The organism is Marinobacter sp. P4B1 (assembly GCF_001447135.1).
Taxonomy (GTDB): domain Bacteria; phylum Pseudomonadota; class Gammaproteobacteria; order Pseudomonadales; family Oleiphilaceae; genus Marinobacter; species Marinobacter vinifirmus.
The window spans coordinates 520286-534598 of record NZ_LLXM01000005.1 but is presented as its reverse complement, the minus strand read 5'-3'; the positions used below and the strand labels follow the sequence as shown (position 1 = coordinate 534598).

The following is a 14313-nucleotide window of genomic DNA, read 5'->3' as shown; positions in this document are numbered from 1 at the left end:
GTCTGCCAGCGGGCGTTCCACAGTTCGGGTTCAGCAGTTATACGTATCAGGCGTCAGGATCGACTACCGGGCGGCGGTTGGAACGTTTGTCGTCCCAGTCCAGGTCTTTCGGGTCGTACCAGCCCAGCCGGTCGGTTACCTTGCGCCGGGTGAACTCGGAAAGCGTGGGCCAGAGTTCCTGGAAGTCTTCCAGCCCTCTTTCCCGTTGCCGTAACTGCTTGCTGGTCAGCCGGCTGATGGTGCGGGGCAGGTGCAGGGCTTCGCCGAGTTGCCCGGGCACCAATACCTCCTGCCCCATCACTTTCCGGCGATGGGTGCGGGCGGCCAGCACCTTCTGCAGTTCGGTGGCAGCCTCAAGGGCGGTTTCGATGGTAAAGCTATCGGGATCCAACAACATGGCCTGTTTATTTGCTGTTCGATAACCTGTCACTATAACGTGAATCCGGCTACAGTGGCCACGCTCTCGTGGTAGTCTGCGGGGCTGGAAAACCGGTTCGCCGGGAACGTCATTGCTTCAGGAATGTTTGATATGTACGCAAAACTCGAGACACGGACCTTTCTGGCCATGCTGGTGGGTGTGTCGTTTGCTTTTATCTGGCTGATGAAGCCGTTTTTCGGGCCGATTTTCTGGGCCGTGGCCATTGCCCTGATTTTTCACCCGGTCCAGCAACTGCTGGTCAGGCGCCTGGGCGAGCGCCCCAACATCAATGCCCTGATCACCCTTATGATCTGCATGATTATCGTGGTGATTCCGGTGCTGTTTCTCGGGACTGCGCTGATTGCCGAAGGCGTTGGCATCTACCAGAAAATCCAGGAAGGGGAAATCCGGCCGGGGGAATACATTGACCAGGTGAACCGGTCATTTCCGGCCATTCAGGCTTTCCTGGCCCAGTTTGACATCAACTTCGGTGAACTTCGGGATCGTGCGGTGAGCGCCATTCTGGGCGGCAGTCAGTTCCTGGCCAAGCAGGCCCTGGGCATTGGCCAGAACACCTTCCAGTTTTTTCTGGGGCTGGCGCTGATGGTTTACCTGGCATTTTTCCTGCTGCGGGACGGCCATAAACTGGTTGAGTTGCTGATCAAGGCGTTGCCGCTCGGGGATGAGCGTGAGCGGCTGTTGTTTGCCAAGTTTGCCGAGGTTACCCGGGCTACCGTGAAGGGTAACCTGCTGATTGCCATTATCCAGGGTGCGCTGGGGGGGCTGATCTTCTGGGCCCTGGGTATTACCGGCGCCTTGCTGTGGGGGGTGGTGATGGCGATTGTCTCGCTGCTGCCGGCCGTGGGGGCAGCGATTGTGTGGGTGCCGGCAGCGGTCTACCTGGCAGCCGTTGGCGATATCATTCCGGCGATCATCCTGACGGCGTTTGGCACCATTGTGATCGGCCTGGCCGACAACCTGCTGCGCCCGATACTGGTGGGCCGGGACACCAAGATGCCGGATTACCTGGTGCTTCTGTCCACCCTCGGTGGCATCGTGCTGTTCGGCATCAATGGCTTTGTTATGGGGCCACTGGTGGCAGCGCTGTTTATGGCGTTCTGGGGGATTTTTATCCGGGAGTTCGGCGAAGAGGCGCATGCTTCCCGGCCAGAATGTGAACCAGGTAGCAAGGATGAGGGTTAGCTTGTGCTAGGGTCGGGTTAATGCCCTCGACCGTGGAGATGGGCGCCGCATTACCCTAATAACAAGATATTCAAGCGATATCAGGAGTAAGCCGGCGTTTACCACGAAAACTGCCAGCCATCCATTGCACAAACTGGTCCTCGCTGCGGGAGCCGTTGCGCTCCTTGGCACTGCCTCTTTGTCCCACGCCAATGATGTTGTCGCACTAAAGCACGCTTTATATGGCGCCGGGTACGATATAAACAATGTGAACCCCAAACTGGATGAACATACCCGGGCCGAGTTAACCCAATATCAGCAAGATCAGGGGCTGGAAGCCAGCGGTACCCTGAATGAAGAAACCAAGAAGGCGCTCGGGATGGTGGTCGTTGCAGAGGCTGCTCCCGAATCCAGGGCGCCCGCTCAGGCAGCTGCGAAGCCGGAAAGTGAGCCGCAGCCTGAAGCTGCCGAGCAAGCTGAAGAAAAGGATGACGAAGACGAAGCCTGGTCGCTCTGGTAATCCCGGCCCGGCCGCTTTGGCCAATGTCATAAAAAAGCCCGCAGGCTTGGCAGCTTGCGGGCTTTTTGTTTAAGGCCTGTTGGGATCAGTCCAGCTTGGACAGGTCCCGGACCGCGCCTTTATCTGCGCTGGTGGCCAGCAGGGCGTAGGCCTTCAGGGCCGCCGACACCTTTCGGGGACGGGAGTTTTCCGGTTTCCAGCCCTTGGCATCCCGCGCTTCGCGGCGCTTCTGCAGCTCGTCGTTGCTGACCTGCACATTGATGCTGCGGTTCGGGATGTCGATCAGGATGGTGTCTCCTTCCTCGATCAGGCCGATAGCGCCGCCGGCAGCCGCTTCCGGAGACGCATGGCCGATGGACAGGCCCGAAGTACCGCCAGAGAAGCGGCCGTCAGTCAGCAGGGCGCATTCCTTGCCCAGTCCCTTGGATTTCAGGTAACTGGTGGGGTAGAGCATTTCCTGCATGCCGGGGCCACCTTTCGGGCCTTCGTAGCGAATGATGACCACGTCGCCTGCCTTCACTTCGTCATTCAGGATACCGGCCACGGCCGTGTCCTGGCTCTCGAAGACCTTGGCCTTGCCTTCGAATACGAAGATGCTTTCGTCTACACCAGCGGTTTTTACCACGCAGCCGTCGACCGCGATGTTGCCGAACAGTACGGCCAGGCCGCCTTCGGACGAGTAGGCGTTTTCGACAGAACGGATACAGCCGTTCTCACGGTCACCGTCCAGGCTTGGCCAGCGGGTGCTCTGGCTGAATGCGGTCTGGGTGGGAATGCCGGCCGGGCCGGCCTTATAGAATTCCACCACTTCAGCGGTGGGGGAGCGCATGATGTCCCACACTTCCAGGGCTTCTTTCATGGTCTTGCTGTGTACGGTGGGCAGATCGGTGTTGATCAGGCCGCCGCGTTCCAGTTCACCCAGAATGCCCATGATGCCGCCGGCGCGGTGCACATCTTCCATATGGTACAGGGGCGAGTTCGGGGCCACCTTGCACAGCTGCGGTACCTCCCGGGACAACAGGTCGATATCGGCCAGGGTGAAGTCCACCTGGCCTTCCTGGGCTGCTGCCAGCAGGTGCAGGATGGTGTTGGTGGAGCCGCCCATGGCAATGTCCATGGTCATGGCGTTCTGGAAAGCTTCCATGGAGGCAATGCTGCGGGGCAGCACGCTGGCATCGTTCTGCTCGTAATAGCGCTTGGCGTTTTCGACAATCTGACGGCCAGCCTTCAGGAACAGTTGTTCGCGGTCGGCATGGGTAGCCAGCAGCGAACCGTTGCCAGGCAGTGCCAGGCCAATGGCTTCGGTCAGGCAGTTCATGGAGTTGGCGGTGAACATGCCGGAGCAGGAGCCACAGGTGGGGCACGCGCTGCGTTCGTATTCTTCCACCATCTCGTCGGTGGCGGTCGGATCAGCCGCGATCACCATGGCATCTACCAGGTCCAGCTTGTTCTCGGACAGCTTGGTTTTACCGGCTTCCATGGGACCGCCGGAAACGAAGATCGTCGGAATGTTCAGGCGCAGCGCGGCCATCAGCATGCCCGGGGTGATCTTGTCGCAGTTGGAAATGCACACCAGTGCATCGGCACAGTGGGCGTTGGCCATGTACTCTACGGAGTCGGCAATGATCTCCCGGGAGGGCAGGGAATACAGCATGCCGTCGTGGCCCATGGCGATACCGTCGTCTACGGCGATGGTGTTGAATTCCTTCGCCACACCACCGGCGGCTTCGATTTCGCGACAGACCAGCTGGCCCAGGTCTTTCAGGTGCACGTGGCCGGGCACAAACTGGGTGAACGAGTTGGCAACGGCGATAATCGGTTTGCCGAAATCGTCATTTTTCATACCGGTGGCGCGCCAGAGCGCACGGGCTCCGGCCATGTTGCGGCCGGCGGTTGAGGTGTGGGAACGATACTGGGGCATGGCGTGCTGCTCTCTCCCTTAATTTTGAACGGACTAAGCGAAACCGAGAGGATAACAGATTCCGTGCCCCTCGCATGGCTGTTTTCCGGATCGGTGTTTACAATAAACCTTCAGCCCGCAGGCTGAATTCCATAAAACCAACCAAGAGCCATTCCCACAGTGACTGACTCACTTTCCAGCGTGCCGCTGTTTCCGCTCAATTCCATTATCCTGCCCAAGGGGCGTATTCCCCTGCAGCTGTTCGAGCCCCGCTACATAGATATGCTGACCCGCTGCCTGAAAGAGCAGCAGGGCTTTGTGGTAGTGCTTTTACAGGATGGCGACGAGGTTGGCCGCAAGGCCCTGTTCCACGATCAGGGCACCTATGTGCGGATTATCGACTTCCAGCAGCTGGAGAACGGCTTGCTGGGTATCACCGTTGAAGGCGACACCAAGGTGCGGGTAGTCCGCAACTGGCAGCAGGAAGACGGTTTGCACATGGGGGATGCCGAGGCGCTGGAGCCGGAGCAGCAGGTTGATATACCGGACCGGCACTATGAATTGCCGGCGGTTCTGCAGGCCCTGTTCCGGCATCCGGTGGTGAAGGATCTGGGCATGGATGTCGATTTCGAAGATGCCCGTGAGGTGGGCTGGCGGCTTACCGAGCTGTTGCCCCTGGACAAGTCCGAGAAGCAGCAGCTGGCGGAGTGCCAGGATCCGGTCGAACGCCTGGACCGGTTGCAAGCCCTGCTGGACATCCTTGAACAAGGCTCCTGAAACCGGTCAGGGCGTCACAGGCTGCGGCGAGTAGGCCAGAACGGCACCGTCCCAATGGCTGGCCATGTAAACGGCGGTGAATGCCAACCACAGGCCCAGCGCTGCCCAGGTGAACGGATCCGGGCTCAGGGGCACGCGATCATATCGGCTGTAGCTGGCGCGGATAACCCCGGTAATGGCCAGTCCCAGGAACAACCCTCCCAGAACATCGGTAAACCAGTGCACCCCCAGATACAGCCGGCTCAGGGCTACCGGCAGCAATGGCAGTGACAGCAGCACGTAGCTTTGCCAGCGTTGCCGTTGCCGGCTTTCCGCCGCAATGAAGCTGGCGCACAGGGTTACCAGCACCGTGGCCCCGGCGGTGTGTCCGCTGGGAAAGGCTCCTGAAGATGGCGGGAGCATCACCGTATCGGGCCGTGGTATTCCGAAGCCGGCTTTCAGTAACCAGATGCTCCCGCTGGCCAGGATGGCGGCGGCTGCAACGTGGATAGCGGCGGCATAGTAGCCGCGAAATACCAGCACCAGAAACCCGAGCACGGCGGCGACAATCAGTACCGGTGGGTCTCCGGCCAGGGTAAAGGCAACCATCGGCAAATCCAGCAGCGGCTGGCGCAGCAGGGCAAACCAGGCCAGCACCTGTTGGTTCAGTTCATACAGTTTGCTGCTGACCGTCACCACCTGTGCCAGTATCAGGAACAGCGCCAGGGCTGTAACGGACATCATCAGGGACGGCAGCGGGAATTCACCACGGCGGGCCGGCCGCTCGCTGGTGTACAGCCGCCAGAACCGGTGGGTTGCATCGTAGCGGGCCATGGTGGTTTCCAGCCACCGGTACGGGCGGCTGCCTTCTCCCAGGCCCAGTCGCATTTGCAGCAGGGTCAGGTAAACCACCAGCAGTACCCCAAAGCTGACTCCGAGCACCAGGTAGAAGTGAGGTGGCGGCTTGATTTCGCTGGCCAGTGCCGTGCCTACGGTGAACCCGGGCAGGATATACACCAGTGCCCATCCTACTGCCGACAGCAAGTTAAAGGTAATGAAGGTGCGCCAGGGCATGTGCAGTGCGCCTGCCACCATGGGGATGATAGGGCGTATCGGGCCCACGAATCGCCCGATGATGACGCTCTTGCCGCCATGGGCCCGGAAGAAGTTTTCTCCCTTGGCAATCAGGCCGGGGTAACGGCTCAAGGGCCACACGGTGTCGAGTCGTCCTTTGAGTAGCCGGCCGATGGAGAAGCTCAGGACATCGCCGGCCACGGCGCCAAGGCCAGCCCAGATCAGGGCTTCGGACAGGGGAATGCCGGTTTTACCGGCCAGGGCGGCAAAGGCAAACAGCATGGCCACGCCAGGCACGATGATGCCGGCGATAGCCAGGGATTCAATCAGGGCCGTGGCAAACAGGGCGAACACCAGCCAGCCCGGGTTGCCAGCTACCCAGGTGGTCAGCTCAGTGAACCAGCTCCCGGTCATGCCCGGACCGGCTCTCCCGGGGTGAACCAGGCGGAATCAGCCCCGTGTTTCCTGGCTTCCAGCATGGCATTGGTTGCCCGCTGGCGAAGCAGCTCGGTGCTGGTATCGCCATTGCCCCGTGTAGTACAGCCAAGGCTTACGGACACCTTGCCGGTTTCCGGCCAGTCCCGTTCGGCGATGGTGCGGCGGATGCGTTCGGCAATGACCCGCAGGCCTTCTTCCGGGGTGAATGGCAGGATCAGGAAAAACTCGGAATCCTGCAGGCTGTACAGGGAGTCTCCCGCCCGGATGGTTTCGAACAGTTGCCGGGTAATCTGGCTCAGCAGGCGGTTCAGGCCGCGCTTGCCGTGCAGGTCGCGGATCTGGTCGTGGTGGTCCAGGCTCAGGCTGATGACCGACAGCGGGTGGCCGGTGGCAATGGCCCGGCTGATTTCCTTTTGCAGGGTTTCATCCAGGAACCGGGCATTGTGGGCGCCGGTGATCGGGTCGGTAATGGCCAGGTCCTGGGCGGACTGGGTCATGTGGTCGTAGTGCCAGACATAAAGCGCGGTGACGGCGGCCAGCAACAGCAGCCCCGCACTGGTGATAACGGCATCGGTTACAGGGTTGCCGAGCCAGGTCACGGCAATCACCGGTAGCAGTAGCAGGGCGCACAGCGCCAGCCCCTGCCGAAGGGGCAGGATTAGCAGGTTGAGCACCAGCAGGGGCATGGCCCAGTGGCTGATGCCGGGCGCGTTCATGGTCAGAACGGCCGCCACCAGGCCACTGTTCAGGCCGGCCAGGATGATCAGCTGGCCCGGTGCCGAAAGCTGGTGGCGACGGCAGAAGTAGGTATACACCAGCCCGGCCAGCAGCAGGGCGGTCATTGCCAGGGCCAGGTAAAACAGTTGGTAGAAGCCGTAGCGCAGGTTCTGCAACGCCAGGACGGAAATAACCAGGGCTGTCAGGCTGTAGGCGGCGCTGTGGCTCCAGGTACGCAGGCGGGTTTCGGTCATTGAGCGTTGGCCTCCGGATCCTGTTTGCCCGGAAGGTCGGACGGCAGCGGGTTGCTGAAGGTCTGGGTGCGATTGCCACCCTGTTGCTGGGCCCGGCGCAGGGCGTTGGCCACGCTTTGCTGCAGGCTGTCGGCATCATCGCCAATGTTCAGGCCGGCGACGCCGGTGCTGACGGTGAGTTTCAGGCCGTGAGACTCCATCAATTTATCAAGTCCCTGGCGGATGAGGTCTGCCTTCTTTGCGGTTTCGGCGGTATTTGCGCCCGGCAGAATCGCCAGGAATTGCAGGTCGGCCACCCGGTAATAGGTATCGAAGTCCCGTAACTGGGAATGCAGGTAACGGCCGATTCTGGGCAGGATAGCGCGGATGTCTTCGTCCGGGTCGCTGTCACTCAGATGGGTGTCGAGGCCGATCATCATCACCGACAGGTTGGTGCCCTCCCGTTCGCTGCGCTGGATTTCCTTGTGCAGGTCCGCCGACAGGTACTCCCGGCTGGCGGCCTGGGTGAGCTCGTCGGTGCGGCGCAGTGGCGCCAGCTGGCGGGACTTGTATTCCCGCAGGAACACCAGGATGCCGGCCAACAGCGTGGTCAGTACAAACGCGCTGACCATCTGGTGGCGGTCTGGCAGGTTGACCAGCCATTGGGCGCTGGACAGCACAAGGACCAGCAGAACCAGGGTCACCGGTGCCGCCAGGTAAACCGGCAGCAGGGCGAAGGTGGCCAGCGGCAGGGCATAGAGCCAGTGGCTTAGCGACCACGGCCCCAGCCACAGGGCGGCGACAAGCGCCAGGGCCAGGACGCCGAGGAAAAAATACCTCAGTTGTGGCCATGGCAGTTTGCCCTGTTGATTGTTCAGGGGGCTGCCTGCCAGGCACAACCCCGCCGCAGCCGCCGCAGAAGCCGCCGCAAGGGGTTCGCCAAGCAGCACACTCAGGGCGCTGGTTAGCGCCAGGGCGGCACAACCGGCTTTGGTGAGGGTGCTGGGCAGGAATTTTTCGGCCGACTGGGGCATGGAACCTCTGTCCTTCGCTGGCACATCCATTGAATATTGAAAGCAGTGCAGCGGTATAATAGTCGTTTGGGGTGCGGACTTGAAACGGGAAAGGTAAAGTAACCGCCCGGTTTTGGAATCAGCTAGCAGAATAAAAGGTAAATCGATGGATGTTGCAGCCTATATGGCGGAGCTTGGCCAGCAGGCCAGGGTCGCCTCAAGAGAAGTCGCCCGTTCGGCAACCGCAGTGCGCAACCAGGCCCTGCTGGCGACAGCGGAAGCGCTGGATGCGGCGCGCCAGGCACTGGCAGAGGCTAACCGGAAAGACCTGGAAAACGGCCGGGCCAATGGCCTGGACGAAGCCATGCTGGACCGCCTTGAGCTGACGCCGGCCCGTATCGACACCATGATTGAAGGCCTGCGCCAGGTGGCAACCCTGCCGGACCCGGTGGGCGAAATCACCGATATGACCTATCGCCCCTCCGGTATCCAGGTGGGCAAGATGCGCGTTCCGCTGGGCGTTATCGGCATCATCTACGAATCCCGGCCAAATGTGACGGTTGAGGCGGCCAGCCTTTGCCTGAAGTCCGGCAATGCCACCATTCTGCGTGGTGGCTCCGAGGCCATCCATTCCAACCAGGCGATTGCCGAATGCCTGGCCACCGGCCTGGCGGCCGCCGGGCTGCCGGAAACCGCTGTGCAGGTGGTGAAGACCACGGACCGCGCCGCGGTGGGCGAACTGATTACTATGCCCCAGTACGTGGATGTGATTGTGCCCCGGGGTGGCAAGGGCCTGATCGAGCGCATCAGCCGCGATGCCCGGGTGCCGGTGATCAAGCACCTGGACGGTGTTTGCCATGTGTACATCGACAGTCATGCCGACCCTGAAAAGGCCTTGAAGGTTGCGGTTAACGCCAAGACCCACCGTTACGGCACCTGCAACACCATGGAAACCCTGTTGGTGGACCAGGAAGTGGCAGACGATATGCTGCCCCTGCTGGCGGCCGAATTTGCCGCAAAGGGTGTGGAACTGCGGGGTTGTGAGCGTACCTGTGCGATTCTTGAAGGCATCAGCGCTGCCACCGAGGACGACTGGCACGAAGAGTACCTGGCGCCGATTCTTGCGGTGCGTGTGGTCGACGGCCTGGATGGCGCCATCGAGCACATCAACCGGTACAGCTCCCAGCATACCGACAGCATCATCACCGAGAACTACACCCGGGCCCGCCGGTTCCTGACCGAGGTGGATTCCAGTTCGGTGATGGTCAACGCCTCCACCCGCTTTGCGGACGGTTTCGAATATGGCCTGGGGGCTGAAATCGGCATTTCCACCGACAAGATCCACGCCCGTGGCCCGGTTGGCCTGGAAGGCCTGACTTCCCAGAAATATGTGGTATTCGGCGACGGCCAAATCCGGGCCTGATGCCATGCATGTAATCTACGGTGGCACCTTTGACCCCATCCACCACGGACATCTCCGGCTGGCGCTGGAGGTATCCGACGCCCTGGCGGTGGATCGGGTTCACCTGGTGCCCTGTCATATTCCTCCCCATCGGGGCGATACGGGAGCGACCTCTGCCCAGCGGCTTGAGCTGATCCGTCTGGCCATCGCCGGCGAAGAACGCCTGCGGGTAGATGACCGTGAACTTCAGCGGGCCGGTGCCTCTTACACCGCAGACACTTTGCGCCAGCTCCGGCAGGAACTGGGTGCGGAGGCGCCCCTGGTGATGGTCGTGGGCACCGATTCCTTTGCCGGTTTTGACCGCTGGCAGGACTGGCAGCAGATTCCCGAACTGGCGCACATTGTGGTGGTACGCCGGCCCGGGGCTCAGCTGCCTGAAAACAGTGGTGCGGCACACTTGCTTGCGGGCCGGCGCGCTGCCGGTGCGGCCAGTTTGCGGGAGAGCCCCGCTGGCCGGGTATTGGAGCTGGATCCGCCACTGCTGGACATCTCGGCAACCGGCATTCGGGAGCGCATTGCAACCGGCCGTTCTCCCCGATACCTGATGCCCGATGCCGTGTGGCAGAGAGTGCAGGCACTGGGCCTTTATGGTTCCGGCAGCGCCAACGGTTTTTAGGAGTTATCCACAGCCGGCTTTGATGCTACAATCGCGGCTGAATATCACTTATCGGGCGGCCGCTCCGGCCAGAGCCCGGAAAACAGGGTAATTATGCAGGCAGAACAACTGAAAGATCTGGTCGTAAACGCTCTTGAAGAGGTCAAGGCACAGGATATCAGCGTGATTGATGTCCGTGATCGCACCAGCGTGACCGACTTTATGGTTCTCGCATCGGGTACTTCCAACCGTCACATCAAATCCCTTGCCGATTCCGTGGTTATCGAAGCCAAGGAGCAGGGTGTGCGCGCCAACAATGTTGAAGGCGGTGCCGGTAGTGACTGGATTCTGGTAGATCTGGGCGATGTGGTGGTTCACGTGATGATGCCTGCTACCCGCGAATTCTACGATCTGGAGCGCTTCTGGCGTGATGCTCCGGACCTTGGTGCAGCGGGCAGCGAGTAACCATGCGCCTGCGTCTGATCTGTGTCGGGCAGAAAATGCCCGACTGGGTCAGTGCGGGGTACAACGACTACGCCCGCCGGATGCCTCCGGAGTTGCCCCTCGAACTGACTGAAATCCCCATGGCCCATCGCGGCAAGAATCCGGATATTCCCCGGTTGATGCAGCGTGAAAGCGACGCCATCCTGTCGGCAGTGGGTCAGCGTGACCGCGTGATTGCACTGGAAGTGGGTGGCCGGCCCTGGTCCACCGAGAAACTGGCGAGTCAGCTGGAAAACTGGCAGCAGGATGGTCAGGATGTCTGCTTTCTGGTGGGCGGCCCCGATGGCCTGGCTGACGCCTGTCGCAACCGTGCCGACCAGCAATGGTCACTTTCCCCCCTTACCCTGCCGCACCCGCTGGTGCGTATCGTCCTGGCCGAACAACTGTACCGGGCCTGGTCCATCACCCGTAACCATCCTTACCACCGGGCATAGGGCTGCCAATGGCCTGGGGCGAATTCAAGGACACCGTAGCAGAGCGCCGACTGTTCCAGCGCCGGGCAATGGTTATGCTGGTGCTGGTTATGCTTGCGCTGGGTGGTTTGCTGGCGCGCATGTACCAGTTACAGATCGTCGAGCATGAAATCTATACCACGCTGTCTGACAAGAACCGGGTGCAGGTGCAGTCGGTCCCGCCTCCCAGAGGGCTGGTTTACGACCGCAATAACCTGCTGCTGGCGGAAAACCGGCCGGTGTTCAGCCTCACCCTGGTGCCCGAGCGGATTGGCAGCATGGATGAAACCCTGGCCCGGCTGACGGAAATCCTGAGCATTTCCGATGAAGACATTGAACGCTTCCAGCGCCGGCTGAATGAACCGCGCCGCCCGTTCCAGGAAATTCCCCTGAGTTACGACCTGAACGAAGAGGAAATCGCCCGGATGGCGGTACACCGGCACCGGTTCCCCGGTGTCGAGGTCAAGGCCGAACTGGTTCGCTATTACCCTCACAGTGAGTTGACCGCCCATGCCCTGGGCTATGTCGGCCGTATCAACCGGAATGAACTGCAGCGCATTGATCCGGTGAATTACGCCGGCACCAACTACATCGGCAAATCCGGTGTGGAGCGATTCTATGAAAAAGTGTTGCACGGCAAGGTGGGGTACCAGCACGTAGAAACCAATGCCCGGGGGCGGATACTCCGGGTACTGGAGCGGGAAAACCCGGTACCCGGGGAAGACCTGCAGCTGCACCTGGATCTGCGCCTGCAACGCAAGGCCCACGAATTGCTGGAAGGCCGGCGTGGCGCCATCATTGCGATCGAGCCCGCCACCGGTGGCATCCTGGCCCTGGCCAGCGTGCCCGGCTTCGATGCCAACAAGTTTGTGACCGGTATCAGTGTCAAAGACTACCGGGATCTGAGTGAAAGCATCGACAAGCCCCTGTTCAACCGGGCCCTGCGTGGCCAGTATCCCCCCGGCTCCACCATCAAGCCCATGATGGCCGTGGCTGCCCTGGACAGTGGCGTAACCACCCGCGAGCGAACCATCTGGGACCCGGGTTATTTCCAGCTCAAGGAAAGCGGTCGACGCTACCGGGACTGGAAGCGAACCGGGCATGGCTGGGTAGACCTGATGGATTCCGTGGCGGAGTCCTGCGATGTGTATTTTTATCAGATCGGCGTCGAAATGGGTGTCGACGTGATGTACGACTATCTGTCCCGCTTCGGGTTTGGTGAAGACGCCACCCTCGACGTCGCCGGTGCCCTCAGTGGTCTGCTGCCGTCCCGGGACTGGAAGCGGGCGGTCCGCAGTGAACCCTGGTATCCGGGGGATTCCGTCAATATGAGTATCGGCCAGGGCTTTTTCCTGGCTACACCCCTGCAGCTCGCGACTGCCACGGCCCTGATTGCCAACCGGGGTGAGTGGGTAGAACCGCGCCTGCTGAAAGATATCCGTGGTGACCGCCCGGTGGAAGAGTTCCTGCCGGCATCCACCCATAAGCCCCTGGATCTCAAGAATCCTGACGATTGGGAATACGTGGTGGATACCATGGAAGAAGTTATGCACGGAACCCGCGGCACGGCTCGTGGTGCCGCCAGGGGTGCCAGCTACCGGATGGCGGGTAAAACCGGTACCGCCCAGGTGTTCAGCCTGGGTGAAGATGAAGAATACGATGCCGAGGAGATCCGCGAGCGCCTGCGGGATCACGCGTTGTTTGTCGGCTTTGCCCCCACAGACGATCCGAAAATCGCCGTTGCCATCATTGTCGAGAATGGCGGTGGCGGCAGCAGTGTCGCGGCACCGGTTGCCCGCGGGCTGTTTGATGCGTGGCTGGAGGAATTCCCTGCGGCAGAGGCGGCCCAGGTGGTGGGCCAGGCTGAAACCGGAGGTGAGGGCTGATGGCACTCGGAAAGCTGTTGAACAGCCAGGAATCGGGCGCTCTGGGCCGGCCCAGAAGCATCTGGTCAACGTTACACCTGGATCCCATCTTACTGGCTCTATTGTTGCTGCTTGTCGGTGGTGGACTGTTTGTATTGTACAGCGGCGCAGACCGGAACTTTGCCGTGGTTAAGGGCCAGATGATCCGGTTGGGCGTGGCCTTTGTAGTGATGTTTGTGTTTGCCCAGCTGGACCCTGCAATATTCCGGCGCTGGGCTCCCTGGCTGTACCTGGCTGGCCTGGCCGGGTTGGTGGCGGTGTTGCTGGTGGGTGTTGGTGCCAAGGGTGCCCAGCGCTGGCTGGCGCTACCCGGGCTGCCCCGTTTCCAGCCTTCGGAGCTGATGAAACTGGTGGTACCGATGATGGCGGCCTGGTATTTGTCCCGCTATTACCTGCCACCCACGTTTTCGCGGATTGTGGTTGGCCTGGTGATTGTTCTGTTGCCCATGTTCCTGATCATCCAGCAGCCTGACCTGGGTACTTCGCTGCTGGTGGGCATGGCGGGCATCTTCGTGGTGTTCTTTGCCGGCATCAGCTGGAAGCTCATCACCGCTTTTTTCGGCATGGTGGCGGTTTCCGCGCCGCTGATGTGGTTCTACGTGATGCGGGACTATCAGAAGCAACGGGTGCTGACCCTGCTTGATCCGCAAAGTGATCCTCTGGGGGCGGGCTGGAACATTATCCAGTCGAAAACCGCCATCGGCTCCGGCGGGATGGATGGCAAGGGCTGGCTCCAGGGCACCCAGTCGCACCTGGAATTCCTGCCGGAAAGCCATACCGACTTTATTGTGGCGGTGCTTGCCGAGGAATTCGGTTTTGTCGGCATGATGCTGCTGATGGCGGTGTATTTCCTGATTATCCTGCGGTGTCTCTACATTTCCGTAACCGCCCAGGATTCCTTCAGCCGTTTGCTGGCGGGTGCCCTGACCATGACGTTCTTCATCTACATCTTTGTGAACGTGGGAATGGTCAGCGGGCTGCTGCCGGTGGTTGGTGTGCCGCTGCCGCTGATCAGTTACGGGGGCACGTCCGGGGTCACCCTGATGGCGGCCTTCGGGGTGCTGATGTCGATTCACACCCACCGCCGGATGATCTCGGCGTAGCCTGGCTGGCAATAATGGCCG

At 61.0% G+C, this 14313-nt stretch carries 14 protein-coding genes; 9 read left to right on the top strand and 5 right to left on the bottom strand.

Annotated features, from left to right (window positions below):
• Window positions 1–46: 46 nt before the first annotated feature.
• Window positions 47–397 (bottom strand): hypothetical protein, encoded by a 351-nt coding sequence (locus AQ621_RS04190; protein WP_022988710.1) that lies wholly within the window; start codon window positions 395–397, stop codon window positions 47–49.
• A 132-nt stretch (window positions 398–529) separates the two neighbouring features.
• Here AQ621_RS04190 and AQ621_RS04185 point away from each other — a divergent pair, with 132 nt between their 5' ends.
• Both AQ621_RS04185 and AQ621_RS04180 read left to right on the top strand, forming a co-directional pair.
• Window positions 530–1621: an AI-2E family transporter gene (locus tag AQ621_RS04185; protein ID WP_058340391.1), complete on the top strand. Its 1092-nt coding sequence runs from the start codon at window positions 530–532 to the stop codon at window positions 1619–1621.
• A 124-nt stretch (window positions 1622–1745) separates the two neighbouring features.
• The gene (locus tag AQ621_RS04180) at window positions 1746–2120 is read left to right on the top strand and encodes a peptidoglycan-binding domain-containing protein (protein ID WP_145840242.1); all 375 of its coding nucleotides are present in this window, start codon (window positions 1746–1748) and stop codon (window positions 2118–2120) included.
• Between the two features lie 85 nt (window positions 2121–2205).
• On the opposite strand, the gene ilvD is transcribed toward AQ621_RS04180, so the two are convergent.
• Window positions 2206–4041, bottom strand: a complete 1836-nt coding sequence (gene ilvD, locus AQ621_RS04175; protein ID WP_058340389.1) for a dihydroxy-acid dehydratase — start codon at window positions 4039–4041, stop codon at window positions 2206–2208.
• Window positions 4042–4200: 159 nt separating this feature from the next.
• Between ilvD and AQ621_RS04170 the strand changes: the two genes are divergently transcribed.
• On the top strand, window positions 4201–4797 hold the full coding sequence (locus AQ621_RS04170) for an LON peptidase substrate-binding domain-containing protein (RefSeq protein ID WP_082640878.1): 597 nt from the start codon (window positions 4201–4203) through the stop codon (window positions 4795–4797).
• A 6-nt stretch (window positions 4798–4803) separates the two neighbouring features.
• Here AQ621_RS04170 and AQ621_RS04165 read toward each other — a convergent pair whose 3' ends face one another.
• Genes AQ621_RS04165 through AQ621_RS04155 form a run of 3 tightly spaced genes read right to left on the bottom strand, consistent with a single transcriptional unit; the run spans window position 4804 to window position 8272 of the window.
• A complete protein-coding gene (locus tag AQ621_RS04165) occupies window positions 4804–6264 on the bottom strand; it encodes a bifunctional DedA family/phosphatase PAP2 family protein (RefSeq protein ID WP_058340388.1) in 1461 nt (486 codons plus the stop codon).
• Window positions 6261–7259, bottom strand: a complete 999-nt coding sequence (locus AQ621_RS04160; RefSeq protein ID WP_058340387.1) for a GGDEF domain-containing protein — start codon at window positions 7257–7259, stop codon at window positions 6261–6263. The genes AQ621_RS04165 and AQ621_RS04160 overlap by 4 nt, the downstream gene beginning before the upstream one ends.
• Window positions 7256–8272, bottom strand: a complete 1017-nt coding sequence (locus AQ621_RS04155; protein ID WP_058340386.1) for a GGDEF domain-containing protein — start codon at window positions 8270–8272, stop codon at window positions 7256–7258. The genes AQ621_RS04160 and AQ621_RS04155 overlap by 4 nt, the downstream gene beginning before the upstream one ends.
• 145 nt (window positions 8273–8417) lie before the next feature.
• Here AQ621_RS04155 and AQ621_RS04150 point away from each other — a divergent pair, with 145 nt between their 5' ends.
• From AQ621_RS04150 to rodA, 6 genes are all read left to right on the top strand, one after another.
• The gene (locus AQ621_RS04150; protein WP_058340385.1) at window positions 8418–9674 is read left to right on the top strand and encodes a glutamate-5-semialdehyde dehydrogenase; all 1257 of its coding nucleotides are present in this window, start codon (window positions 8418–8420) and stop codon (window positions 9672–9674) included.
• 4 nt (window positions 9675–9678) lie between these two features.
• Window positions 9679–10329 carry a nicotinate-nucleotide adenylyltransferase gene (nadD, locus tag AQ621_RS04145; protein WP_058340454.1) on the top strand — a complete coding sequence of 217 codons (651 nt, stop codon included), beginning with the start codon at window positions 9679–9681 and terminating at the stop codon, window positions 10327–10329.
• Window positions 10330–10422: 93 nt separating this feature from the next.
• On the top strand, window positions 10423–10773 hold the full coding sequence (gene rsfS / locus AQ621_RS04140) for a ribosome silencing factor (protein ID WP_022988720.1): 351 nt from the start codon (window positions 10423–10425) through the stop codon (window positions 10771–10773).
• Between the two features lie 2 nt (window positions 10774–10775).
• Window positions 10776–11246 (top strand): 23S rRNA (pseudouridine(1915)-N(3))-methyltransferase RlmH, encoded by a 471-nt coding sequence (rlmH, locus tag AQ621_RS04135; RefSeq protein WP_022988721.1) that lies wholly within the window; start codon window positions 10776–10778, stop codon window positions 11244–11246.
• Window positions 11247–11254: 8 nt separating this feature from the next.
• Window positions 11255–13150: a penicillin-binding protein 2 gene (gene mrdA / locus AQ621_RS04130; RefSeq protein ID WP_058340384.1), complete on the top strand. Its 1896-nt coding sequence runs from the start codon at window positions 11255–11257 to the stop codon at window positions 13148–13150.
• The gene (gene rodA / locus AQ621_RS04125; RefSeq protein ID WP_022988723.1) at window positions 13150–14292 is read left to right on the top strand and encodes a rod shape-determining protein RodA; all 1143 of its coding nucleotides are present in this window, start codon (window positions 13150–13152) and stop codon (window positions 14290–14292) included. The genes mrdA and rodA overlap by 1 nt, the downstream gene beginning before the upstream one ends.
• Window positions 14293–14313 lie beyond the last annotated feature (21 nt).